Source organism: Pseudomonas sp. TE3895 (assembly GCF_056278855.1).
Map to the genome: position 1 here is coordinate 1751763 of NZ_JBWBQE010000001.1, position 23982 is coordinate 1775744.

At 59.1% G+C, this 23982-nt stretch carries 19 protein-coding genes and 3 pseudogenes; 14 read left to right on the top strand and 8 right to left on the bottom strand.

What is annotated here, in order from left to right; genetic code table 11:
* Nucleotides 1-13: 13 nt before the first annotated feature.
* The 7 genes from ACZ889_RS07960 (at nt 14) to ACZ889_RS07990 (ending at nt 10599) form a co-directional block, all read left to right on the top strand.
* Complete coding sequence (locus ACZ889_RS07960; RefSeq protein WP_180688844.1) at nt 14-1900, top strand: DUF1302 domain-containing protein; 1887 nt, start codon at nt 14-16, stop codon at nt 1898-1900.
* Nucleotides 1901-1925: 25 nt separating this feature from the next.
* Entirely contained in the window at nt 1926-3290 is a 1365-nt protein-coding gene (locus ACZ889_RS07965; protein ID WP_014755342.1) for a DUF1329 domain-containing protein, read from the top strand.
* 327 nt (nt 3291-3617) lie between these two features.
* Nucleotides 3618-6335: a winged helix-turn-helix domain-containing protein gene (locus ACZ889_RS07970; RefSeq protein WP_476257291.1), complete on the top strand. Its 2718-nt coding sequence runs from the start codon at nt 3618-3620 to the stop codon at nt 6333-6335.
* Nucleotides 6336-6494: 159 nt separating this feature from the next.
* Nucleotides 6495-8102: a tetratricopeptide repeat-containing response regulator gene (locus ACZ889_RS07975; RefSeq protein ID WP_003247330.1), complete on the top strand. Its 1608-nt coding sequence runs from the start codon at nt 6495-6497 to the stop codon at nt 8100-8102.
* Nucleotides 8099-8791, top strand: coding sequence for a sensor histidine kinase (locus tag ACZ889_RS07980; RefSeq protein WP_010952009.1), 693 nt, complete (start codon nt 8099-8101; stop codon nt 8789-8791). The genes ACZ889_RS07975 and ACZ889_RS07980 overlap by 4 nt, the downstream gene beginning before the upstream one ends.
* 334 nt (nt 8792-9125) lie before the next feature.
* The gene (locus ACZ889_RS07985; RefSeq protein ID WP_004575872.1) at nt 9126-9770 is read left to right on the top strand and encodes an MBL fold metallo-hydrolase; all 645 of its coding nucleotides are present in this window, start codon (nt 9126-9128) and stop codon (nt 9768-9770) included.
* 109 nt (nt 9771-9879) lie between these two features.
* Nucleotides 9880-10599, top strand: a complete 720-nt coding sequence (locus tag ACZ889_RS07990) for a YiaD family glycine zipper/OmpA-like lipoprotein (protein ID WP_003247328.1) — start codon at nt 9880-9882, stop codon at nt 10597-10599.
* A gap of 79 nt (nt 10600-10678) precedes the next feature.
* On the opposite strand, the gene pta is transcribed toward ACZ889_RS07990, so the two are convergent.
* Nucleotides 10679-12766: a phosphate acetyltransferase gene (gene pta, locus ACZ889_RS07995; RefSeq protein ID WP_014755345.1), complete on the bottom strand. Its 2088-nt coding sequence runs from the start codon at nt 12764-12766 to the stop codon at nt 10679-10681.
* Nucleotides 12767-12797: 31 nt separating this feature from the next.
* Nucleotides 12798-13100, bottom strand: coding sequence for a DUF3565 domain-containing protein (locus tag ACZ889_RS08000; RefSeq protein WP_014755346.1), 303 nt, complete (start codon nt 13098-13100; stop codon nt 12798-12800).
* Between ACZ889_RS08000 and ACZ889_RS08005 the strand changes: the two genes are divergently transcribed.
* Nucleotides 13099-13584, top strand: a complete 486-nt coding sequence (locus tag ACZ889_RS08005; RefSeq protein ID WP_003247325.1) for an FKBP-type peptidyl-prolyl cis-trans isomerase — start codon at nt 13099-13101, stop codon at nt 13582-13584. The two genes, ACZ889_RS08000 and ACZ889_RS08005, sit on opposite strands and share 2 nt — an antisense overlap.
* Nucleotides 13585-13729: 145 nt before the next feature.
* On the top strand, nt 13730-14212 hold the full coding sequence (locus ACZ889_RS08010) for a glutathione peroxidase (RefSeq protein WP_003247324.1): 483 nt from the start codon (nt 13730-13732) through the stop codon (nt 14210-14212).
* Between the two features lie 64 nt (nt 14213-14276).
* On the opposite strand, the gene ACZ889_RS08015 is transcribed toward ACZ889_RS08010, so the two are convergent.
* Nucleotides 14277-15467, bottom strand: coding sequence for a glycosyltransferase family 4 protein (locus ACZ889_RS08015; RefSeq protein WP_003247323.1), 1191 nt, complete (start codon nt 15465-15467; stop codon nt 14277-14279).
* Between the two features lie 307 nt (nt 15468-15774).
* Between ACZ889_RS08015 and ACZ889_RS08020 the strand changes: the two are divergent.
* The 4 genes and pseudogenes from ACZ889_RS08020 to ACZ889_RS08035 all read left to right on the top strand — a co-directional run.
* Nucleotides 15775-16368 (top strand): annotated as a pseudogene (locus tag ACZ889_RS08020) (PAS domain-containing protein); the annotation flags it as partial.
* Between the two features lie 180 nt (nt 16369-16548).
* Nucleotides 16549-16962: pseudogene (locus tag ACZ889_RS08025) on the top strand (methyl-accepting chemotaxis protein); the annotation flags it as partial.
* A gap of 225 nt (nt 16963-17187) precedes the next feature.
* Nucleotides 17188-17958 carry a DUF6861 domain-containing protein gene (locus ACZ889_RS08030; protein WP_232860859.1) on the top strand — a complete coding sequence of 257 codons (771 nt, stop codon included), beginning with the start codon at nt 17188-17190 and terminating at the stop codon, nt 17956-17958.
* Nucleotides 17959-17972: 14 nt separating this feature from the next.
* Nucleotides 17973-18596 (top strand): GAD-like domain-containing protein, encoded by a 624-nt coding sequence (locus ACZ889_RS08035; RefSeq protein WP_064615039.1) that lies wholly within the window; start codon nt 17973-17975, stop codon nt 18594-18596.
* Nucleotides 18597-18914: 318 nt separating this feature from the next.
* Here ACZ889_RS08035 and ACZ889_RS08040 read toward each other — a convergent pair.
* The 3 genes and pseudogenes from ACZ889_RS08040 to ACZ889_RS08050 all read right to left on the bottom strand — a co-directional run.
* Nucleotides 18915-19109, bottom strand: a pseudogene (locus ACZ889_RS08040) (EI24 domain-containing protein); the annotation flags it as partial.
* 324 nt (nt 19110-19433) lie between these two features.
* Nucleotides 19434-19931, bottom strand: coding sequence for a hypothetical protein (locus ACZ889_RS08045; RefSeq protein ID WP_476257292.1), 498 nt, complete (start codon nt 19929-19931; stop codon nt 19434-19436).
* Between the two features lie 141 nt (nt 19932-20072).
* Nucleotides 20073-20978: a helix-turn-helix domain-containing protein gene (locus ACZ889_RS08050; protein WP_476257293.1), complete on the bottom strand. Its 906-nt coding sequence runs from the start codon at nt 20976-20978 to the stop codon at nt 20073-20075.
* A gap of 124 nt (nt 20979-21102) precedes the next feature.
* On the opposite strand from ACZ889_RS08050, the gene ACZ889_RS08055 reads away from it, so the two are divergent.
* Complete coding sequence (locus ACZ889_RS08055) at nt 21103-22251, top strand: DNA cytosine methyltransferase (protein WP_476257294.1); 1149 nt, start codon at nt 21103-21105, stop codon at nt 22249-22251.
* Between the two features lie 756 nt (nt 22252-23007).
* Here ACZ889_RS08055 and ACZ889_RS08060 read toward each other — a convergent pair.
* Entirely contained in the window at nt 23008-23214 is a 207-nt protein-coding gene (locus ACZ889_RS08060) for a hypothetical protein (protein WP_476257295.1), read from the bottom strand.
* Nucleotides 23215-23264: 50 nt separating this feature from the next.
* Entirely contained in the window at nt 23265-23978 is a 714-nt protein-coding gene (locus ACZ889_RS08065; RefSeq protein WP_476257296.1) for a recombinase family protein, read from the bottom strand.
* Between the last annotated feature and the right edge of the window lie 4 nt (nt 23979-23982).

Genomic DNA, 23982 nt, shown 5'->3' on the forward strand with positions numbered 1-23982 from the left:
TGGAGTAGCGTCGATGAAATCTGCAAACCTGTTCTGGCGCCGGGCCAAGCTGCCCTTGGCCGTCAGCCTTGCTTCCACGCTCGCAAGTCCTGCTTTCGCTGTCAGTTTCAACATTGGTGAAATCGAAGGCCAGTTCGACTCGTCGCTCTCCATCGGCGCCAGCTGGTCGACGGCCAACCCCAACAAGAACCTGATAGGGGTGAACAACGGCGGCAAGGGCCTGTCACAGACATCCGACGATGGCCACCTGAACTTCAAGAAGGGCGAAACCTTCTCCAAGATCTTCAAGGGCATTCATGACCTGGAGCTCAAGTACGGCGACACCGGTGTGTTCGTGCGCGGCAAGTACTGGTACGACTTCGAACTGAAGGACGAAAACCGCGAGTTCAAGGACATCAGCGACTCCAACCGCAAGGAAGGCGCCAAGTCGTCCGGCGCCGAGCTGCTCGACGCCTTTGTCTACCACAACTACTCCATCGGCGATCAGCCTGGCTCGGTGCGGTTTGGCAAGCAGGTAGTGAGCTGGGGTGAAAGTACCTTCATCGGCGGCGGCATCAACTCGATCAACCCCATCGACGTGTCGGCGTTCCGCCGCCCCGGGGCCGAGATCAAGGAAGGCCTGATTCCCGTCAACATGTTCTACATCTCGCAGAGCCTGACCGACAACCTGTCGGCCGAGGCCTTCTACCAGCTCGAATGGGATCAGACGGTCGTCGACAACTGCGGCACCTTCTTCTCCCAGCCGGACATTATTGCCGACGGCTGTACCGACAACTTGCGCGTGCTCAATAGCAGCCGCACGGTGCCGGGCGCTGCGCAGCAGTTCCTCGCCACGCGGGGCGTGGATATCAACGAAGAGGGTGTGATGGTGCGCCGTGGTGCCGACCGCGATGCGCGTGACAGCGGCCAGTTCGGTGTGGCCATGCGCTATATGTTCGAGCCGTTGGACACGGAGTTCGGCGCCTACTTCATGAACTACCACAGCCGTGCACCCATCTTCAGTGCCACAGGGGCCCCGCCGTCCGTGTTCGCCGGGCTGAGCGCCCTGCCTGCACAGCTGCGCGCATTGGCGCCTCTGATCGTGGCGGGTAATTCCGAGTACTTTGTGGAATACCCCGAGGATATCCGCCTTTATGGCTTGAGCTTCTCCACCACGTTACCCACTGGCACCGCCTGGAGCGGCGAAGTCAGCTACCGCCCCAATGCGCCAGTGCAGCTCAATACCACGGATATCCTGTTCGCCGGTGTCCGTCCCATTGGTGGCGCGTTGAGCAACGCATCGTTGCTGACCGGTACGCCGGGGCAAGACCTGCATGGGTATCGCCGTAAGGAGATCACCCAGTTCCAGACCACCCTGACCCATTTCTTCGACCAGGTGATGGGCGCCAGCCGGATGACTGTAGTCGGTGAAGTGGGTGTCACCCATGTCGGCGGCCTGGAGAATGCCCACGATACCCGCTACGGTCGCGACCCGGTGTTCGGCCCAGGTCCATTGCCATCCACCGGTGGCGCCGATACCTGCCAGGCGCTCAATGGCAGCACCATCGCTGGCGCGGGTGCGGGGACATCCACCACCAACCTGAACCGCAAATGCGAGAACGACGGCTACACCACCAGCACTTCCTGGGGTTACCGCGCCCGTGTCATCTGGGACTACAACGACGTATTCGCGGGTATCAACCTGAAGCCGAGCGTGGCCTGGTCGCATGACGTGTCCGGCTATTCGCCGGGCCCTGGTGCCAACTTCGAGGAAGGCCGCAAGGCAGTCAGTCTGGGCCTGGACGCCGAGTACCAGAACACCTACACGGCCAGCCTGTCGTACACCAACTTCTTCGATGGCAAGTACAGCACCGTGGATGACCGCGACTTCGTCGCCCTCAGCTTCGGCGTGAACTTCTAAGCATACAGATCCAGGACGACACGACATGAACAAGACCAGAAGTCTACTGCAAGCCGGTGTACTGGGCCTGTCCCTGCTGGCGACCAGCGTCATGGCTGCGGTATCCGCCGACGAGGCGGCCAAGTTGGGCAGTACCCTGACCCCGATGGGGGCTGAAAAGGCCGGCAACGCCGATGGCTCGATCGGCCCGTGGGAGCCGCTGTCGAAGAGTGCGGGCAGCGTCGACGGCAAGGGTTTCCTGGCCGACCCGTATGGCAGTGAAAAGCCGCTGTTCACCATCACTGCGCAAAACGCCGAGCAGTACAAGGACAAGCTTTCGCCGGGCCAGATGGCCATGCTCAAGCGCTACCCGGACACGTTCAAGATCCCAGTATTCAAAACCCATCGCGGCTCCACGGTACCTGCGGACGTGTTCGCCGCCATCAAGAAAAACGCCACCCAGACCACGCTGACGGAAGGCGGCAACGGTTTGAACAACTTCAACACGGCGGTGCCGTTCCCGATCCCGAAAACCGGCCTGGAAGTGATCTGGAACCACATCACCCGTTACCGGGGGGGTAGTGTCAGCCGCCTGGTGATCCAGGCCACGCCGCAGCAGAACGGCTCTTTCAGCCCGGTTTACTTCTCCGACCAGTTCGTCTTCCGCGACAAGATGAAGGATTACGACCCGAACAACCCAGGCAACATCCTGTTCTACTTCAAGCAGGAAGTGACCGCGCCAGCGCGCCTGGCCGGGACCGTGCTGCTGGTGCACGAAACCCTCGACCAGGTGAAGGAGCCGCGCAAGGCGTGGATCTACAACGCCGGCCAGCGTCGCGTGCGCCAGGCGCCGCAAGTGTCGTATGACGGCCCGGGTACCGCCGCCGACGGCCTGCGTACGTCGGACAACCTGGACATGTTCAACGGTGCGCCAGACCGCTACGACTGGAAGCTGGAAGGCAAGAAGGAAATGTACATCGCCTCCAACGCCTTCAAGCTGGATGACCCCAAGCTGAAGTACGCCGACATCATCAAGGCCGGGCACATCAACCAGGACCTGTCCCGTTACGAGCTGCGCCGCGTCTGGCACGTGGTTGCAACCCTGAAGCCGGGCCAGCGGCACATCTACGCCAAGCGGGACTTCTACATCGATGAGGACACCTGGCAGGCCGCAGTGATCGACCAGTACGACGGCCGTGGCCAACTGTGGCGCGTGTCCGAGGCCCATGCTCAGCCTTATTACAACGTGGAAGTGCCTTGGTACACCCTGGAAACCATCTACGACCTGCAGTCCGGTCGTTACCTGGCCCTGGGCATGAAGAACGAAGAGAAGCGCGCTTACGACTTTGGCTTCAGTGCCAGCAAGGCCGATTTCCAGCCTGCAGCGCTGCGTCAGTCGGGTATTCGCTAAGCTGAAATCACTGAACGCCGTCTGATCCCCAGAACGCCCCGGCTTGCCGGGGCGTTTCTATTTCCTGAACCGGCCTCTTCGCGGGTGAACCCGCTCCTACCGCGGAACCTGTAGGAGCGGGTTCACCCGCGAAGGAGCCGGGCAAGGCAATAAACCTCCTGAATACCTCCCCAAACCCCCGCCCCAGCCCCTGTCCATCAGCCATGTTGCTTTTTGTCGCAGTCTTTTCCATGCCAATTGCGTCCATCATCTTCAAATGCGCAGCGTTAACGGCTAGTCTCGCAAACATCCATACCGCCGTTGTCTTCCAACCAGAACGAGCCGGCCATGACAGATCTGTCCCGTACGCATGGATTCGCGAGTCAGGCCCTTGGCCTGCGGGACGGGCGTTTCTTCCGGCCGCCGCTGCCGGATGGCCATGTGCAGCGCCTGCGTTTGTGCCAGCGGCTGGAAGCCGGTTTGGGCGGGCGGCTGCTGCTGGTCAATGCCCCGGCAGGTTTCGGCAAAAGCTCCCTGGCCATCGAGTTTTGCGAAACACTGCCCGAGCACTGGCGTAGCCTGTGGCTTGGCCTGAGCCAGCGGGACGCCGACCCTGGCCGCTTCCTTGAGCGCTTGCTTGAAGGCCTGCAGCAATACTGCCCGGCACTGGGCGGCCAGGCCATGGGCCTGCTGAAAATGCGCCAGCGCCATCAGCCGTTTGCCTTTGAAGAGTGGCTCGACGGCCTGCTCGATGAGCTGGCGCTGTACCTGCAAGCTGATACGCCGCTGCTGCTGGTACTGGACGACTATCACCTGGCCCAAGGGCCGGTGCTTGACCGTTGCCTGCAGTTCTTCCTCAATCATCTGCCACCCGGCCTGGTGTTGCTGGTGACCAGCCGCCAGCGGCCAGACTGGCACCTGGCGCGGCTGCGCCTGTCCCGGCAGTTGGTCGAGCTTAACGAACAGGACCTGCGCCTCACTGCGGATGAGTCGTTGGCAGTGATCGGTCGCCAGCCTACCGGCCTGCGCGGCCAGGCACTGGACAACCTGATCCAGCGCAGCGACGGCTGGGTCGCCGGGCTGCGTTTCTGGCAGCTGGCGGCCAGCGACAGCGCCGACGAGCAAGCCTTGCCCCAGGCGCTGCATGGTGGCGAGGGACTGATCCGCGACTACCTGCTTGAAGAAGTCATCGATAGGCTACCTGCAGACGTGCAGGCTTTCTTGTACGAAACCGCCTGCCAGGAGCGTTTCTGCGCTCCGCTTTGCGATGCGATGCGTGGCCGCCACGACAGTGCCGCCGTCCTGAGCTTCCTGCAGGCGCATCAGGTGTTCCTTGTGCCGCTGGACGAGCATGGGCACTGGTTCCGCTATCACCATTTGTTCTCCGACCTGCTGCGTAGCCGACAGGCGAGCGAATCGCAGGTCGCTCTGCATTTGCGGGCCTGCCGCTGGTTTGAAGCTCAGGACCTGCTGGACGAGGCGGTGGAGCAGGCTTTGCGTGCCGGCCACCTCGATGTTGCCGCCGACCTGGTGCAAAGTCTGTCCGAGGAGCAACTGCTGGCCGAGCAGAACGTCGGCATGTTGCTGCGTTGGAAGATGGACCTGCCCGACAGTCTGTTGATCAGCACGCCGCGGCTGATCGTGCTGTACAGCTGGGCGTTGGGCCTGGCTTGCCAGCTGGATGCTGCCGAGGAACTGGCCGGCTACCTCAGTCGCTTTCTGCCCGCGCCTTCGGCGACCGCGCAAAAGTCGATGCTGGCCCAATGGCTGGCACTCAGTGGGGTCATTGCCCGTGGCCGTGGCGACCGCGAGCGCACCCTGGCCTATTGCGGCGAAGCGTTACAGAGCCTGCCGAGCAAGCGCTACGGCCAACGCCTGGTGTGTTTGTCGACGCTGTCCAACCTGGCCATTGCCGATGGCGACTTCTGGCGGGCCCGAGGCTGGAACCGCGAGGCCCTGGAGCTGGCCCAGCGGGTCGGTAACCCCTTGTTCGAGGCGCTGGCGCATTACGATCGGGCGCGGGTGCTGCATGCCCGTGGCGAGGTGCTGCGCGCGCTGGACGAAGTGCGCCAGGGGCTACAACGTCTGCAAGGGCTTTCCGCACAGCGGCTGTATGCCGTGCGTGCGCGGCTGACGCTTTATGAAGGTTACCTGCTGGTCTCGCGTCTGCAGCCAGCTCAGGGCCGCGCGCGTTTGCGCGCCGGGCTGGGTGAGGCGCGAGCGTGCCGGGACATCAGTGTGCTCATCGGTCATTGCGTGATTGCCACGCTCGATGGCCGGGAAGGTCACTTTGCCGAGGCCTTTGCCGAACTGGCCGAGGCCGAGCGCTTGATGCACATCTGGGATGTGCCCCCGGTCTACTACCTGGCCATGATTACCCTGGTCAAATGCGAACTGTGGCTGGCCCAGGGGCGTACCGACCTGGCGGAGTCCTGGCTGCAGCGCCTGGGCCAGACCTATGGCGGCGAGCAGCCGGCGGCGGCACCGGAATTCCATCCGCTCCTGCCGTTGCACATTGCGTTGCAGCAGGCAGCGCTCGATCGCATCCAGTTGCGTAGCGACGATGCCGTGCAGCGCCTGGCATGCCTGGTAAAGCGCGGCCAGGCCAGTGGCGGCATGATGCTCGCCGTCAGCGCCTTGAGCCAATGGCTTTCCCTGCTGTTGGACGAAGGCAAGGAAGGGCAGGCTGCGCAGTTGCTGCCAAGCTTGCTGGAAGCGGCGCATGGCGGCGTGATGCAGCCGATGCAGCCACTGCTGGAAAAACACCCGCAATGGCTTCATGAACAACTGCAGGCAGGTGCCGCTTGCCCGGTTCAGGCGGAACTGCTCAAGCACCTGCCGCCAGTGCCAATCGCCAGTACGGGCAACGGCGAAGCGCTGAGTGGCCGCGAAATGGCTGTGCTCGAACTGATTGCCCAAGGTTGTTCCAATCAGCAGATCAGCGAGCAGCTGTTCATTTCCCTGCACACGGTGAAGACCCACGCCAGCCACATCAACAGCAAGTTGGGCGTGGAGCGGCGCACCCAGGCGGTGGCCAAGGCCAAATCTCTGGGGTTGCTGGCGTGATACTGGCCCTGCAGGTCATTGCTCGTTAAAGTGATGGCCTGACGCCATAATTTCTGGCCGACAATGCTCTACCCTCATCTTTCCCGACCAGCTGCCGATACAGCGATCGGTGGCATCGCCTCGCGCGATTTTTCAATCATTCCAAGGCAGGTCGTGTTGATGCTGCAGTACGGGCAAAAGAGCTTTCTGATCGTCGACGACTTTACCGACTTTCGTACGTCGACCCGTTCCATGCTGCGCGAGTTGGGCGTGCGCGACGTGGACACCGCTGACAGCGGCGAGCAGGCGCTGCGCATGTGCGCGCAGAAGCGCTATGACTTCATCCTGCAGGACTTCCATCTGGGCGATGGCAAGAAGAACGGGCAGCAGGTGCTTGAAGACCTGATCATCGACAAGCACATCAGCCATGAGTGCGTGTTCATCATGGTCACTGCCGAGAGCAGTCAGGCGATTGTCCTTAGCGCCATCGAGCACGAGCCCGATGCCTACCTGACCAAACCGTTCAACCGGGTTGGCCTGGCCCAGCGCGTCGAGAAACTGTTCCAGCGCAAGACGTTGCTAAAACCGATCCTGCAGGCGCTGGACCGCAACCGTCCGGCCGAAGTACTGGCGGCCTGCGCCGAGCTGTGCAAGAAGGATCCGCGCCTGGCGCCCTTGTGCTTGCGCTATCGGGCCGATGCCCTGCGCAACCTCAACCGTTTCGAGGAACTGGAAAAATTCCTCAAGGCCATCCTGGCCAGCCGTCCGCAGCCGTGGGTATATGCCGCGTTGGGCGCACTGATGCACAAGCGTGGTCAGAATGCCCAGGCCCAGGGTGTATACGAGCAGGCGCTCAAGGCGTTCCCGATCATGCCAGGCCTTTACGATGGCATGGCCGAGGTGCTGGTGGCGCAGGGTGATACCCGGCGCGCGCAGAACTTGCTTGAAGAAGCCGTGCGCCTGTCGCCTTTGTCGGTGCGTCGGCAGTCGACGCTGGGCAAGCTGGCGCTGGAGAACGAAGACTTCGAGAGCGCATCGAAGGCGTTCCGCCATGCGGTGAACCAGGGGCAGAGTTCGCGCTACAAGGATGCCGAAAACAACCTTGGCCTGGTGCAGGCGCTGATGAGCAAGAATGCAGGCTTCGGCCTGGACGCCCGCACCCGGGTCGAGATCAACACCACGCTCAGCGAAGTGGCCAAGGAAAACCCCGAGGACCAAGGCCTGCAGGTACGTGCGCGGATGATGAAGGCTGCCAGCCTGCAGCAGGCCGGCGACCCGGAAACGGCCGGCAAGCTGACAGAACAGGCGATTCAGCGCCTGGACAAGATGAACCAGTTCTTCTCTGTCGATTCGGCCCTGACTGTCGCTGCGCAACTGCAGGCGATGGGGCAGGAAGCCGCCGCCATCGGCGTGCTGAAGAACTGCGTGGAAAGTTATGGCGATGACCCCAAGGTCATGGAGAAAGTGGGCAAGCTGACGGATGACCCCAGCGTGCTCAACGCCATTACCGAAGCGGTCACCCTCAATCGGCAGGGTGTGCGCAGTTACCAGGGAGGGCAGCTTGGCGAGGCGTTGCAACTGTTCCGAAAGGCATTGGGTTTACAGCCGAAGAACATCAGCATCGCCCTCAATACCGCCCAGGCGCTGCTGCGCATCGGCGGTGACAACCCTCAGCCTGCGATCATGCAGGAGTGCCGCGACGCCTTGACCAGCGTGGCCGGTATCCCTGCCAGCGACAATCGCTATGACCGTTACCGCAAACTGCACATCCGAGTGTTCGGCGCATGAATCAAGACAATCAGGGGCTGGATTTTTCCACGGTGATCGCCTCCACCGTGCACGACCTCAAAAGTTCGTTGTCGGCGCTGATCCAGTCCCACAGCCAGTGGGTGGAACGCTTGCCCGAGGAACTGCGCGGCGGTGCCGAACAGGGGATCATGGAGCATGAATTTCGTCACCTCAACGGCATGCTGGTGCAGTTGCTGGGCTTGTACAAACTGGGTGTGAACCAGTTGCCGGTATGCCCGGACTACCATGAGCTGGATGATTTCATCGAAGCCCAGCTGGCGGCGCACGAGGAAGTACTCAAGCACAACGACATTCTCGCCACCTGGCGTATCGACACCGACAACCCGCTGGGTTTCTTCGACCGCGAACTGGTGGCCTCGGTAATCGCCAACGTCATCACCAACGCCACCCGCTTTGCCGGGCACGCCTTGCTGATCACCATCGAAGAGGCCGACAACCAGTTGGCCATTTGCGTCAACGATGACGGCCCGGGTTATCCAAAGCACATGCTCGAGCGCCAGGAGGATTACATCCAGGGCATCGACTCGACCAGCGGCAGTACCGGCCTTGGGTTGTATTTTGCGGCGCGGATCGCAGCGTTGCATGAAAGCGGCGGGGTGCGCGGGCGGATCGAGATCTCCAACGGCGGGGCGCTTGGGGGCGGGTTGTTCAGGTTGTTTTTGCCTTGAGGTATTGGGTGCCTGGGCGATCGAGCGCCGCCCGCGCGGCGCATCGCGAGCAAGCTCGCTCCTACATTTGTTTCGGGTCAGTATTGCCTGCACCCTCGCGCGCGACCGCCTTGTTTGTTCCACGCAATATCGAGGTGGGCACCAAGGTGGCGCGCACCTCCGCCTCAGGAATAACTGGCCCGAAACAAATGTAGGAGCGAGCTTGCTCGCGATGCGCCGCGCGGGCGGCGCTCGAGCTCACAGGCGCCACTTCGCTCAAGACATGAACCTCGTGCACCCACCCCATTTTCCTGTCAGGCTCCCAGCAGAACCCAGCTTCACCTGCGAGAACACCATGACCCAAGCCCCGCCTGCTCTCATCCGCGAAACCTTCCCTGTCGGCCCCTTGCAGTGCAACTGCACGCTGATCGGCGACCCCCTGACCAAGAAAGCCATGGTCGTCGACCCGGGTGGTGATGTGGACAAGATCCTTGCCCGCCTGCAGGTCCACGGCCTGACGCTGGTGAGCATCATCCACACCCATGCGCACTTCGACCACTTCCTCGCGTCAGGCAAGCTCAAGGAGCTGACGGGTGCCACGCTGCACCTGCACAAGGACGACCAGATGCTGTGGGACAACCTTGAGATGCAGTGCCAGATGTTCGGCGTACCTTACACCCCGGTACCGGCACCGGACCGCTGGCTGGGCGATGACGAAGAACTGGCCTGCGGCTGCGGTGTGGCGTTGCACACGCCAGGCCATACCCCGGGCTCGATGAGCTTTTGGTTCGCCGACGCCAAGTTGTTGATTGCCGGTGACACCCTGTTCCGCCGGGGGATTGGCCGCACCGATTTGTGGGGTGGCGACCAGCGGGCAATCGTGCGTTCCATCAAGGAGCGGCTGTACCGGCTGGACGAAGAGGCCATCGTGGTGACCGGCCACGGGCCCGACACCCGTTTGGGCGACGAGATGCGGGAAAACCCATTCGTGCGTGCCTGATGGCACATGAAGGCACTTTCATGGAATTTTTCGTTGCCGATGCGTTCCAAGGCTGGCATAGAACCCTTTGGGATCTGCCGCATTTATGAATTTCAGTAGGAGCTTGTCCATGTTCACCATGCGTCGTCTGATTATCGTCGCAACCGCCGCTGCACTGATGACCGGCTGTGCCGGCCAGAACCCCTACGACAACCAGGGTCAGGCGCAGGGCTCCACAGGGATGAGCAAGACCGCCAAGTACGGCGGCCTGGGGGCGCTGGCCGGTGCCATCGCCGGCGCTGCCATCGACCACAACAACCGTGGCAAGGGTGCACTGATCGGTGCTGCCGCTGTGGGTGCCGCTGCAGCCGGTTATGGCTATTACGCCGACAAGCAGGAAGCCGAGCTGCGCGCGCAAATGGCCAACACAGGTGTGGAAGTGCAGCGTCAGGGTGACCAGATCAAGCTGATCATGCCGGGCAACATCACCTTCGCCACCGACTCGGCCAACATCGCCCCAAGCTTCTACTCGCCGCTGAACAACCTGGCTGGCTCGTTCAAGCAATTCAACCAGAACACCATCGAAGTGGTTGGCTTCACCGACAGCACGGGCAGCCGCCAGCACAACATGGACCTGTCCCAGCGCCGTGCGCAGGCGGTTAGTACCTACCTGACTTCGCAGGGTGTGGATGCCTCGCGTATCTCTGTCCGTGGCATGGGCCCGGACCAGCCGATCGCCAGCAATGCTGACGCCAATGGTCGTGCGCAGAACCGCCGTGTGGAAGTGAACCTGAAGCCGATTCCGGGTCAGCAGTATGAGCAGCAAGGTCAGGTTCAGCAGTATCCCTGATTGACCTTCAGGGCTGCTTTGCGGCTCTGTGGGAGCGGGCAATCCCGCTCCCACAAAGCTTGCAAAGAAGCCTCTGCTTTTAGCGCGCCACGCTGGCCTGAATCGCCGTCAGGGCAATGGTATGCACGATATCGTCAACCTGCGCCCCACGCGGCAAGTCGTTCACCGGTTTGCGCAAACCCTGCAGCATCGGCCCCAGGCTGACCCCGTCGGCACTGCGCTGCACCGCCTTGTGGGTCGTATTGCCGGTATTCAGGTCGGGGAACACGAACACCGTGGCGCGCCCGGCCACCGGGCTAGCCGGCGCCAGCTCTCGGGCGATCGCCGGGTTGGCCGCTGCGTCATACTGCAACGGCCCATCGATCAGTAGCGCCTGGGCCGCGTCCTGTGCCAGGCGTGTCGCTTCGCGCACTTTCTCGACTTCTTCATCGCTGGCCGAATCGCTTGAATAACTGATCATCGCCACCCGTGGCGCGATGCCGAAGGCCTGCGCCGATTCGGCACTCTGTTGGGCAATCTCCGCCAGCTCGGCAGCGCTTGGGTGCGGGTTCATCACGCAGTCGCCGTACACCAGTACCTGCTCGGGGAACAGCATGAAGAACACCGACGAGACCAGGCTCGAGCCGGGTGCGGTCTTGATCAGCTGCAGGGCCGGGCGGATGGTGTTGGCCGTGGAGTGCACCAGGCCCGAGACCAGGCCGTCTACTTCGTCCAGGGCCAGCATCATGGTGCCGATCACCACCGGGTCTTCCAGCTGCTGCTCGGCCATCGGTGCGTTGAGGTTCTTGCTTTTGCGCAGCTCGACCATGGGTTCCACGTAGCGCCCGCGAATCAGTTCGGGGTCGAGAATCTCCAGCCCCGGCGGCAACGTGATGCCCTGGGCGCGGGCCACGGCGTCGACGTCTTCGGGTTTGGCCAGCAGCACGCAGCGGGCGATGCCGCGGGCCTGGCAGATGGCTGCGGCCTGCACCAACAGTGGCTCGGCGCCTTCTGGCAGGACGATGCGCTTGTTGGCCTGCTGCGCACGCTGAATCAGCTGGTAGCGGAACACTGCCGGCGACAGGCGCAGTTCGCGTGGCGTGCCGCAGCGTTGGTGCAGCCAGGCCGCGTCGAGGTGGCTGGCGACGAAGTCGGTGATGAACTCGGCACGCTCGCGGTCGTCCACCGGGATTTCGCGGTTCAGCGAGTTGAGCTGGTTGGCGGTGTCGTACGAGCCGGTGCTGACCGAAAGGATCGGCAGGCCGGCCTGCAGTGCACCGCGGCACAGGCCAAGGATACGCACGTCAGGCTTGCTGTCGCTGGTCAGCAGCAAGCCGGCCAGGGGCACGCCATTGATCGCTGCCAGGCTGACAGCGAGGATGATGTCGTCGCGGTCGCCGGGGGTTACCACCAGGGTACCCGAGGTCAGTAGCGGGACCGTGTTGGCCACCGTGCGTGCACAGATGATGATCTTGCTCATGCGCCGCTGCTCGTAATCGCCGGCATTGAGCACCTGGGCGCCGAGCAGCTCGGCCACATCGCGTGTCCGCGGTGCGTTCAGCTCGGGCTGGTAGGGGATGCAGCCAAGCAGGCGGAAGTCATTGCCACGCAGCAATGGCGAGTGCTCGCGCAGGCGGGTGGCGAAGTCCGCCATGCTCTCGTCGGTACGCACCTTGTTGAGGATCACCCCGAGCACTTTCGGGTCGCGTGGGCCGCCAAACAGTTGGGCCTGCAGTTCGACCCGGCCAGACAGCTCGCTGAGCACTTCGTTTTCCGGGGCCGATACCAGGATTACTTCGGCATCCAGGCTCTTGGCCAGGTGCAGGTTGACCCGTGCTGCGTAGCTGGCGTGGCGTGTGGGCACCATTCCCTCGACCACAACCACGTCATTGCCGACGCAGGCTTGCTGGTAGAGGCGGATGATTTCTTCAAGCAGCTCGTCCAGCTGGCCATCGCCGAGCATGCGCTCGACGTGGGCCAGGCTCAGTGGGACCGGTGGCTTGATGCCGTGGGTGCGGGCGACCAGTTCGGTGGAGCGCTCGGGGCCGGTGTCACCCGGGTGGGGCTGGGCGATAGGCTTGAAGAAGCCGACCTTCAGGCCGGCACGCTCCAAGGTGCGCACCAGGCCCAGGCTGATCGAAGTCAGGCCGACACCAAAGTCGGTCGGCGCAATGAAAAATGTCTGCATGCGTGCTTCTCGAAATAAGCGGTGCAAGAAATTAACGGTCAAGGGTAGCGCTATCGGCCCCTTGTGCGCACCAGCCGCAAGCGAAAGGCTGGCCGATGTGCTGCGCACGTTGTGCCGGGTCGAGCACCCAAGGGCGTGCCTGCCACGGCGGCTGGTGGCGCAGGTGCTGGGTATGGCCGCACGAAAGTTCCACCACCCAGTGGCCTTCTTCGTCCTGATGAAAGCCGTTGATCCGACTGATGGGCCGTTGCTCGTCTGCACCACGTTCGCAATCGGACGATGGCAAGGTTACACTTGTCCGCTCTACATTCTTTTGCAAAAGGTCTTGCCCCATGCTGATCGCCGCCAACAAGGCTGTCTCCATCGACTATACCCTGACCAACGACGCCGGGGAGACCATCGACAGCTCCGCCGGTGGCGCGCCGCTGGTTTACCTGCACGGTGCCGGCAACATCATCCCGGGCCTGGAAAAAGCCCTGGAAGGCAAGCAGGCTGGTGACGAGCTGAACGTTTCCATTGAACCTGAAGAGGCCTACGGCGAGTACCTGGCCGAACTGGTCAGCACCCTGAACCGTAGCCTGTTCGAAGGTGTCGACGAGCTGGAAGTGGGCATGCAGTTCCACGCTTCGGCGCCGGACGGCCAGATGCAGATCGTCACCATCCGCGACATCGACGGCGACGACGTCACCGTTGATGGCAACCACCCACTGGCCGGTCAGCGCCTGACCTTCCAGGTCAAGGTTGTGAACGTGCGTGACGCCAGCGACGAAGAAATCGCTCACCGTCACATCCACGGTGAAGGTGGCCATCACCACTGATTTTCTGCGCTAAGCTCAGAAAGTCGCCAGGCGCTCGGGCAAGCCGATTTGCCTTCCTACGGGAGGTGAACGGTTTGGACGAGCGCCTTTTTAGTGGGCGAAATTCGCCTGCACGGCAACCGGGAACCTGAGAGGGGATTTCATCATGAGTGCATTTCACGACCTGAAACTGGAAGCGCTGAACGGCGGAGAGCTGCCCCTCGCACCCTTCAAGGGCCAAGTGGTGCTGGTGGTCAACGTCGCCTCCAAATGTGGCCTGACGCCACAATACAAGGCCCTGGAAAACCTCTACCAGATCTACAAGGACAAGGGCTTCAATGTGCTTGGCCTGCCGTGCAACCAGTTTGCCGGGCAGGAGCCGGGTAGCGAAAAGGAAATCCAGGACTTCTGCAGCCTCAACTACGGGGTCAGCTTCCCGCTGGGGGGCAAGCTGGAGGTCAACGGGCCGCAGCGCCATTCGTTGTACCGCCTGCTGGCAGGCGAGGGGGCCGAGTTCCCCGGTGACATTACCTGGAATTTCGAGAAGTTTCTGGTAGGCAAGGATGGCCGGGTGCTGGCGCGTTTCTCACCCCGCACGGCGCCGGATGACCCAGCAGTGGTGCAGGCCATTGAAAAAGCACTGGTCTGAATAGTGCCGGGCGCGATCATTGTGGCACCTGCGAAGCCGAGCGCCGCCTGCGCGGCGCTCGCTTTCACAGGCGCTGCACATACTGCGTCGAACGCCCAGCCGCAGCACTGACATTGCGACAAGCGCTATCCAGATACCCCTCGAACTGCTCGACAATCGCCGGCCAGCCTTGGCGGCTGGCATGCTGTCGCGCATTCAGGCGCACCCTGCGCAACGTCTCCACTTCTTCCAGCAACCAGCACGCTGCATCGACAAACGCCGCCTGGTCCCCCGGCATGGCCAGCGCGCCACTGTGGCCATGGCGAATATGCTGCGCTGCGGCCGCCTCGTCATAAGCAACCACCGCCAACCCTGAGGCCATGGCCTCGAGCACCACATTGCCGAAGGTTTCGGTCAGGCTCGGGAACAGGAACAGGTCGCCGCTGGCATAGTGCTCGGCCAGTCGTTCACCGCGCTGGGCGCCGCAAAACACGGCGTCCGGTATCTCTTGTTCAAGCCTGGCGCGCTGAGGCCCGTCGCCGACCATGATCAGGCGCAGGCGCTTCTGTGGATAGGTCGTGCGTAATGCCTCAAAGCAAGGCCTTAGGAGGCCTAGGTTCTTTTCCGCCGCCAGTCGCCCGACATGCAGTACGGCGATATCCTCCGGGCCTAGCCCCCAGCTTTCGCGCAGGGCCTGGCTGCGCCGGGCTGGATTGAACAGGCAGGCATCGACCCCTCGGGCCAGCAGCTCCAGGCGTTCGAAGCCGCGACGCTCCAGCTCCAGGCGCTGGCTGGCACTCGGCACCAAGGTGATTGCCGTGCGCCGATGGAACCAGCGCAAGTAGTGAGTGAGCAGGCGCGCCAGCAGGCCAAGGCCGTACTGGCCGGAATACTGCGGGAAGTTGGTGTGAAAGCCACTGACCACTGCCACCCCCAGGCGTCGGGCCGCGCGTAGGGCGCTGAGCCCCAGCGGCCCCTCGGTGGCGATGTACAGTACATCCGGGCGCTGCCGGCGCCAGCGGCGCAATAGCTTGTGCATCGACACCTCGCCCCACTGCAAACCCGGGTAGCCAGGCAGCGCCCAGCCACGGCACAGCATCAGGTGCGGGTCGTTGTGCGCGTGCCCTTCGCCTGCCTGGCGTGGGCGCACCACCTCGACCTCATGGCCGCGTTGGCGCAACCCTTCACTGAGGCGGCCAAGGGTGTTGGCCACGCCATTGATCTCGGGTGGGAAGGTTTCGCTGACCAAGGTAATGCGTAGGGCGGGTGTATTCATGACAAAAAGTTTCCGCCTGCCGGGTTGCGCTAATGTGACCGCCTTGTGACGTAAAGATGACGCCTGACCGCTGGCACGTTTGCCTTCATGAATATTTCCTCGCACAGCACTCAAGAAGGTGTCCCCGGCAGCCGATGAAGATGCATTCGACTACGTGATGCGCTCCAGGAGAGCGGTGATGTTCAACAACAAGCTCAAGCAAGAAATCCGGCAACTGCGCGAAGACCTGATGTCCATCGAACAGGTCAAGAGTAGTCTCGACAGCGAGATGCTGGTGCTGCAGCTCGACCCTCAGGGACGGATCGAGATGGTCAACGGCAACTTCGAGAGCGAGATGCTCTACCGTGCCGAACAATTGCTTGGACGCAATATCGAGGACATCGTCCCCGCCCACGTAAAGTCGCTGGACTTCTACCAGCGCATGAAAAGTGCGATCAGCCGTGGCGAACACCTGAACGGTGCGTTCCGTCTTCTGCGGGGCAATGGTCAGGAAGCCTGGCTGCGCTCGATCCTGCAGCCGGTGAAGAACAGCGAGGGGCGCATCAAGTACTTCACCCTGCATTCCAGCGACCTGACCCGAACCATCGAGACCTCACGCGAGCACGAAAGCCTGATCAAGGCCCTGATGCGCTCTACTGCGGTGATCGAGTTCGACCTCGACGGCATCATTCTCACTGCCAACGATCGTTTCCTGGCCACCGTCGGCTATCGCCTGGAGCAGATTCGCGGTAAGCACCACCGCATGTTCTGCGAACCGCAGGAGGCCAACTCGGCCGGCTACCAAGCGTTCTGGGACCGGCTGCGCCGTGGCGAATATGTTGCCGAGCGCTTCAAGCGCATCGATGCCCATGGCCGGGTGATCTGGCTGGAGGCCTCGTACAACCCGATCTTCGATGCCCACGATGTGCTGTACAAGGTGGTCAAGTTCGCCACCGTGATCACCGATCAGGTCAACCAGGAGCTGGCAGTGGCCGAGGCGGCAGATGTCGCCTACAACACCTCGCTGGGTACCGATGTCAGTGCTCGCAAGGCCACCGAGGTGGTCACCCAGACTGTCACCGTGATGCGTGGACTGGAGGCTTCGATGCAAGAGGCGGCCGACGGGATCCAGGCGCTGGATACCCAGTCGCGGGTGATCGGTTCGATCATCAAGACCATCAGCGACATTGCCGGGCAGACCAACCTGTTGGCCCTTAACGCGGCCATCGAAGCGGCCCGTGCCGGTGAGCAAGGGCGGGGCTTTGCCGTCGTTGCCGACGAAGTGCGCCAACTGGCCTCTCGCACCAGCACCGCCACCGAAGAAATCGCCCGGGTGGTACAGCAGAACGAACAACTGGCGCAGGCGGCAGTGTCGATCATCGACACCAGCAAGCGCCAGGCCGAACAGGGGCTGGCGCTGGCGGATGAGACGGGCAGCGTGATTGTCGAGATCCAGGACGGGGCGAAGCGGGTAGTGGACGTAGTGGGGCAGTTTTCCAGCCGGTTGAGTCTTTGATATGGCTTGGGGTTTGTAATGGCCATGGGATCGAGCTTCGCCTGCGCGGCGCTCGATCTCAAGAACGATAAAAATTTCCAGCCTTACCCACGGTAACAACTGAGCAGCTGAACTTCGCCGAGCATGCCGGAAACGAAGTCGCATTTTCCTACAACTGACTCAGAAACCTCCGATCCGAATCCATGATGGGATTTCCCCCTGCACACGTTGTCAGGGAGACACCTCATGTACCTGGATTACCTCGTGCCCTCCTGGCACGAGATCGAGTCACGTGTCATCGCCATGGTGGGCTACCCAAGCGGTGGCCAGTTCCGCACCAGCCTCAATGAAGAGGTCGCCTCACTGGGCCTCAACCTGCGCCGTATCGAAGCTGTCCGCACAGCCTTCTACCACGCCGAATGGCAGGCGGCGCACCTGCTACGCCAGCGCTTCGCCGACCTCGACATCAACAGCATCGTCGACGAACTGCTGAGGGTCGTGCAGCAGATGGCGATGATCGTCGTCGGCAGCACCGTTACCGGTGGCCTGCTTGGCGCAGGGGGCGGCGCATTCGCCGGCGGCGCCGGAACCATACCGTTCGCTGGCGCAGGCGCGGCCATGGGCCTCAAGGTCAGTGGTTGGATCCTTGGCGCGCTGGGGCTGGCTTGCATTGCCGAGTTCTTCATCGAGGGCTTGCCCAGAGAGCGAGAAAAAAGGAGCAAGAATTTATCAAGGAAGATTGAAAAAGAGCTCAGGAAAACCATGGGCCCATTTGAAACGCAACGGGTTGCAATAGAAAAAGCTAGAAACCGGATGTCAATTACAGCAGCACTGCACAATCCGGATCTCGTCGCCGGAGGTAGAGACGTCATATCGGACTTTGGGGACCGCCAGGTTAACTCAGTGATAGGCGCCCAATGGAAAACCAGGATACCCAACTTAAAGAAAACGGCCGAAAGGGTACCCCTGGAGTCCAGAGGCTCAATCCGCATGAATGTCAAATTACATAAGTGCTAAGTGAGACGGTTGAAATGGATAAAGTATTTGCCAATTTGATTGAGAATTTCGGTCCGCCGATTGAGCGCCGGGAAGTACCTGGCTCCACAATCGAAAGATACAGAGACAAGCTTCCTCCCAAGCTTTTGGAATATTGGTCCGAGCATGGGTGGGGGGGCTACGGTGAGGGCATATTCTGGCTAGTCAATCCGCAAGAATATGACTCCGTAGTTTCCTGCTGGATTGCAGGCACGGCACTTGCTTCGCACGACAGCTATCATTTGGTTGCAAGAAGTGCCTTCGGAGACTTGTACCTTTGGGGAGAAAAAACTGGATTTTCATTGGAAATAACAAGCGTTGGGTCTCAGTACATATTTTATCGAACTGAATTCACAAAGGAACAACTAAATACGGAGCTTCAAGGCTTTGTTTTGTCAAGAGAAGTGGAGTCAATGGATTTCAATGGTCTCTTCAATCCCGCCAAGGAAAAACTGGGTAGACTTAAACATGACGAGATGTACGGCTTTTTCCCCGCGCTCATGCTGGGCGGGGCTGATTCCCTGCAACATCTAAAAAAAGTCAGCGCTGTTGAACACTTGATCTTTCTGGCGCAATTGACAGATTTTCAACCTTACTCCTTTTCCGAGCAGCCAGATTAATGCCGCAGTCAACCGCCAGGCTGAGCAAAGGCTGGCGCTTGCCGACGAGACTGGCAGCGTGATTATAGGGATTCAGGACGGGGCGCAGCCGGTGGTGGATGTGGTGGGGCAGTTTTGCAGCCAGTGGGGCAGTGAACCAGGCCAGGCACGCTCTGCTTTTTTGTGGGAGCGGCCTTGTGTCGCGATAGGGCCGCAAAGCGGCCCCAGCAATCTGTGCAATGGCGCTGAAATCTGGGGCCGCTCTGCGGCCCTATCGCGACACAAGGCCGCTCCCACAGGGGCCTGCGCCATTCATGTCAATCGCACACGGCCCAGGAATCAGCTCCGCTCCCGCACCCAGAACAACGTAGCCCCGGCCACTGCCGCCGGCATCATCAGCACGTTCACGCCTGGAATCATCAGCGCCAGGTAGGTGATGCCGCCAAAGCCCAGGCTTTGCCAGCGCTTCTGCCGCAGCCAGGCGAGCATGTCCTGCCAGCTCATCTTGTTGTTGTCCGCCGGGTAGTCGATGTACAGCAAAAGCCAGGTAAATCGCCTGCAAACCACGTAAATCAAGGCCCTTCCCCAAGGGGTTGAGCGGGAAATGTATCAGCTGAGTGGATGTTCTGAAAAGACCCTAGGGCTTGCTTCAAGGCTTTAGGATACAGCCCGCTGCAGGTGGTCTATGATTCATACTCAGGTGGTAATGGAACATGCCGCTATCAAGAACTAGTTGTGGCTCTGGTAGGCTGGGTGACACAATTGCAGAGGTGCTCAAAGAAGCGCTTCAACTCTGGTATCAGATGAATTGAGGGCAGTTGACGGACTAACAACGGTCATGGATTGCAAGGGAACCAGCTAGGGTTTGTCTGAGCCGTAGGCAAACACGCTTTTCAAACACCTGCTCTTGATTTCATTCTTTATCATGTCAAATGGTAGATTTGAGTGATATTTCTTCCCGTTTATTACGCATTCCATAACGCTCGGCGGTGTCGAATCGACCACTGGGTGGGCGCTTTGGAAAGTTTGTGACGCAATTTGAGGTTGCGCGACGGTTATACCTTTTTCACGCTCCAAGCCCTTCTGGCTGAGAAGGCTGCCAATCAGCAGCGCTGCGGATACCAAGAGCCTGCCAGAACCTAAAAGGAATCTTGCCATTGCACCTTTATTTTTGGTGGCAGAGTTCAGTAAGCCGGGAATCAGCACGGCTACCGACAGAAAAAGATAAATCGACCACATTGGAATCGGTTCGTCCTGAACGTAGCCAATATAAAATTTCACACCTTCGGTAAGGCAGATGGCCCCGTAGCAAAGAAAGTAAAAGATCTTTGTGAACTTCCAGAGCTTCTTGTTCAATGTTCTTAGCATCATGCTAGGACTGTAGCAGTTATTTTTTGTTGAGTTTATAAAATGTCTGATTCTGGACCAAGGTCGCCAAAGGTGCGAAGATTTTTTCCCGTGGCTTTGGCGATCAGGTGAATGTCACAGATTCTTTCGCTAGTTAAACGCAGGATATGTTCCAGCTCTCATTGGATGCGGGCAGTAGGCCGGATCAAAATAAACGAGTGGCATTGCATTAAAAACAGTCGTTTTAATTACGGCCGTTTTTCCCGAGTCCCCTGGAGTATTGCTTAGGTCGAAGTCATCAATGCCAACCTCTCCGACCTTAACTTCCCATATCCAAACTGTGTTCCCACGAGAGGATTTTCCACGATTATATGCGCCGTGTTGATCGCCTAGGACATATCTGAAAGTTATATAAGTGCCAGGCTTTGGGAGATGCCCCTTAGGGCGATTGGTCTCAAGAGCCATCTTGAGCTCGAGGTTCTTTGCATTTTGACGTTGCGGTAAAAGATCCGGATAGTGATGAGGGCGATTTCGAATGTACATTCCCTCGGAGGCCTCGGCAATTGAGCCGCCCACTATATTCCCTACCATTGAGGATAGATTTGCCAGCTCTACAAGTCCGCCAATAGGGACGAGTCCACTTGCAACTAACTCTGCATCGATTGTGTCGAGTGTGTTGTACGTGTTATGTATCGCTTGCAGTAACATAGAGCCAGTTAGGCCGGTATAAAATTCTAGGGCGTCGAGATTTCTAAGGCATTGCGTTTTTTCGGCTCTTACTGCCATTGCTAAAAAAGCATCGTGCTCGTTTAATTTGCCACTTTCGATGAGTTCGGCTTTGAGCAAAAGCTCCGAAAGTTGGAAATCCAAAGCTTCCGATATGTTTGCAGCAATACTAAGGGTAGGTTGCCGTTCGCCGCGCTCGAGCAGGCCAAGAGTAGTTCTGTGTATGCCAGCTCTATCTGCCAGAGCCTCTAAACTTAACCCTTTAGCTTCACGTAGTTGCTTGACTAGACGGAACAGAACATCAACTGTACTGCGCTTTGGTTCATCCATGCCGCACCACCACCATCATACTGTTTGTGTGGTGGCATTTTGATCCAAATCATGCTTTCAGTGTAGGAGACTATTGTCTCCACCGGGCTCGTGTGGTATGGTGCTGCCCAACTGGAGATTGCTAATGAAAGTTTTAGACCTATTTTGTGGTACAGGTGGCTTTTCTCACGGGTTTGAGCTCGCTGAGTTAGGATTTGAGACCGTTTTTGGAATTGATGTGCTTCCAATTGCTACGCAGACATTTAACGCCAATAGACCTAACTCACTAAGCGTTTGTTCAGACATTAGGAAGATAAGACGTTCCGAACTTAGCGAGAGATTGAATCTGAAGCGTGGAATGGTTGATGTGATCGTGGGGGGGCCGCCATGCCAAGGCTTTTCTTCTATCAGACCATTTCGTTCAACCAACGATGATGATCCACGCAATAGTCTTTTTGAAGAATATGCTTCGTTTGTAAACTACTTTCGCCCTCCTGTTTTTGTTCTTGAGAACGTAGTTGGGTTGGCAACACATAAGGATGGTTCGACTGTTGCTCTGATGGAAGAGTGCTTCAAAACTCTGGGGTATGACACCCAGTGGCGTATTTTAAATGCTGCTAACTATGGTGTTCCTCAGAAAAGAGAGCGTCTAATCATGATTGGTGTGGAGCGTGGAGGAAAAATAGAGTTTCCTGATACGACCCACAATTTTTCTGGGGCAACGATTAGCGTCAAGGATAAGCGCCGAGTTCATGCTCCTACATATGACTTGTTTAATATGAAAGAGGAAATACTGAAGCCCGCTGTCTCTGTCATGGATGCGATATCTGATCTTCCACCAGTTCAGTCTGGCGAAGAGGCTAAGCGTTATACAGAGTCTCCTCGTAATGAGTATCAAAAGCTCATGCGTCGTGATGTAAAGGATGAGTTAAGCTTGCATTTGGCTACGGCTCATTCAAAAAAAATGCTTGAAATCATTAAGTATTCAGGGAAGAATATAAACTGCATCCCTAAAGGAATGGTGACAAGCGGATTTAGTTCCTGTTATTCGCGCCTTGATGCTGATGAGCCTGCAGTAACTATAACAGTGAACTTTGTACATCCTGCCTCGAATCGATGCATTCACCCGGTTCAAAATAGAGCGTTAACCCCACGGGAAGGGGCTAGGCTTCAGTCTTTCGATGACGCCTATGTATTTTGTGGTAATCGCTCACAGATTACAAAGCAGATTGGGAACGCAGTTCCACCTTTGTTAGGTAAGGCGATTGCCGGTTCTATCGCTAAACTGTTTTAACTTAAAATTGATGCAGAAATTTCTAGGACCTTTCGTTAAAGGCCCTGCTGGCTATGGCGCTTCAGGCTGATTATATGATTTTTCATGGTCTGTGGTTCCTAGGTTTTCTCAACGGCGGCTTGCCCAAGGGGTGAGCTCCGCCTGTGTTCCGGGTGCGAACCATCGAGGATGGGGTATCGGAGAATCGGCCAACGCTGGCCAGCTGGAGGTCGAGCCTAAGAGCCATTCCTGTGCCAAATCTCTATCAACGAATATTCCTCCATAGTGTAGGCCTGAAAGCTCCACTCACACAGGTAACAAGTAATCGCTACGATTTTTACCTCGCGGCTTAGCCACAATAGGGCAGCCAAGATGGCATCAAGCAATTGCATGCCGGTGGTTTGCGATACTCCTCAAGGCCTGCACGTAGGGCTTGCTGATTGAGCAAGAGTAGCTCCAGGATATCAGCGGTGGCTGCGGCTCCGCAGTCCACATCGTTGATTTCCCTATGCTGGCGGCGATGCATGATCCGAAGAGCTCACAGGACGATATGACAAGGGGCAGAGAGGGCGCATTTCTAGTGCTAATTTTTATACGGCACCTTGGTCCGACGAAAACATCGCCTGTGTTCTTGAGAGCAAAATATCGGAAGGGTACTGGGTGATCGGCCAAATCCCGCCGAATGGGGGGGAGCATTAACACCTCTGCTCCTTGTCTCGGTCACCGGCCAAAATTCTTTCAAAATATGGCAGGGCACTAAACAGTCGCTTGGAAAGCCTATGAGCGTAGGCTGTCTATTGTTGATGTGATGGTATTCACGTTCGTATCGAATGCCTGAAGAGCCATCATCGCGTTTTGAAACATGTTCTCTGAGCCTCTGGCTCGCAACCACAGGGCGAGTTCTTTAATGCTTGCCCGTAAGGCCTGCCGGTTCATAAGCAGCGCTTCAAGGGCATCCGATATTGCAGCGCCCCAATCTTCCATATAGGTCTTCTCCTTTTAAGAAAGATAACGAAACGCAAGATCAAAAACGGCTATCCGCCACTTCTATTGAGTTCCAAGCCAAGGCGCTGCATCACTCGCATCACAGCGGTTGGCGACCACTGGCCACCACGGGCGGTAGGTATGCTGCGTCCGATCAGGCAATCAGCCACGGCTTGTAGGCTGCTGGCACCTTTAAGTACACATAGCTCTATGGCGTCCTTTAACATTGCTGCACGCTCATCTGCCTGCTGGCGCTGGGTAGCGTGGCCCTTGCTCCTGTTCAGCATGCTACGGCCCTTTGCGAGTGCTTGTGTACGGTTCTCGATTTTTTGCACTGCCTCAGCGTCACCGGCAGCTGCACGAGCTTCAAGCGACTTTAACGCGGCTTTGGTACGTTCGCTGATGAACGTACGTTCCTGTTCGGCCAGTACTGCGTAGATATGAAGCTGGAACGTGTCGGCAGTGGGCATGGTTGCCACACGAAACTTGTGGCGCTTCATCAAGCCGGCTATGTGCTCTACGTCGCGGCTTAGGCGGTCCAACTTTGCTACCACTACTGGGCGACCGTTAGCGAATGCCTCAGCCCCTGATGGGCGCTTTAGCGGGTGAACCGAGCCAGATACGCCTACATCTTCAAACTCAGCCACTACTACCCAATTGTGCTGCTCAGCAGCGAACTTGATATATTCGCGTTGGGCTTCGAGGCCCAAGCCCGAGTCGCCCTGACCCTTGGTCGATACGCGATAGTAGGCGACGACTTCCATGGTG

Bases quoted from the DNA above. Each gene is read 5' to 3' on its own strand.
- ACZ889_RS07970 (WP_476257291.1), top strand. From the start codon at position 3,618: ATGACAGATCTGTCCCGTACGCATGGATTCGCGAGTCAGGCCCTTGGC.
- pta (WP_014755345.1), bottom strand. From the start codon at position 12,766: ATGCAGACATTTTTCATTGCGCCGACCGACTTTGGTGTCGGCCTGACT.
- ACZ889_RS08065 (WP_476257296.1), bottom strand. From the start codon at position 23,978: ATGGAAGTCGTCGCCTACTATCGCGTATCGACCAAGGGTCAGGGCGAC.
- ACZ889_RS07990 (WP_003247328.1), top strand. From the start codon at position 9,880: ATGTTCACCATGCGTCGTCTGATTATCGTCGCAACCGCCGCTGCACTG.
- ACZ889_RS08055 (WP_476257294.1), top strand. From the start codon at position 21,103: ATGAAAGTTTTAGACCTATTTTGTGGTACAGGTGGCTTTTCTCACGGG.
- ACZ889_RS08015 (WP_003247323.1), bottom strand. From the start codon at position 15,467: ATGAATACACCCGCCCTACGCATTACCTTGGTCAGCGAAACCTTCCCA.
- ACZ889_RS08000 (WP_014755346.1), bottom strand. From the start codon at position 13,100: ATGGGGCAAGACCTTTTGCAAAAGAATGTAGAGCGGACAAGTGTAACC.
- ACZ889_RS08010 (WP_003247324.1), top strand. From the start codon at position 13,730: ATGAGTGCATTTCACGACCTGAAACTGGAAGCGCTGAACGGCGGAGAG.
- ACZ889_RS08035 (WP_064615039.1), top strand. From the start codon at position 17,973: ATGGATAAAGTATTTGCCAATTTGATTGAGAATTTCGGTCCGCCGATT.
- ACZ889_RS07960 (WP_180688844.1), top strand. From the start codon at position 14: ATGAAATCTGCAAACCTGTTCTGGCGCCGGGCCAAGCTGCCCTTGGCC.
- ACZ889_RS08030 (WP_232860859.1), top strand. From the start codon at position 17,188: ATGTACCTGGATTACCTCGTGCCCTCCTGGCACGAGATCGAGTCACGT.
- ACZ889_RS08005 (WP_003247325.1), top strand. From the start codon at position 13,099: ATGCTGATCGCCGCCAACAAGGCTGTCTCCATCGACTATACCCTGACC.
- ACZ889_RS07980 (WP_010952009.1), top strand. From the start codon at position 8,099: ATGAATCAAGACAATCAGGGGCTGGATTTTTCCACGGTGATCGCCTCC.
- ACZ889_RS08050 (WP_476257293.1), bottom strand. From the start codon at position 20,978: ATGGATGAACCAAAGCGCAGTACAGTTGATGTTCTGTTCCGTCTAGTC.
- ACZ889_RS07965 (WP_014755342.1), top strand. From the start codon at position 1,926: ATGAACAAGACCAGAAGTCTACTGCAAGCCGGTGTACTGGGCCTGTCC.
- ACZ889_RS08060 (WP_476257295.1), bottom strand. From the start codon at position 23,214: ATGGAAGATTGGGGCGCTGCAATATCGGATGCCCTTGAAGCGCTGCTT.
- ACZ889_RS07985 (WP_004575872.1), top strand. From the start codon at position 9,126: ATGACCCAAGCCCCGCCTGCTCTCATCCGCGAAACCTTCCCTGTCGGC.
- ACZ889_RS07975 (WP_003247330.1), top strand. From the start codon at position 6,495: ATGCTGCAGTACGGGCAAAAGAGCTTTCTGATCGTCGACGACTTTACC.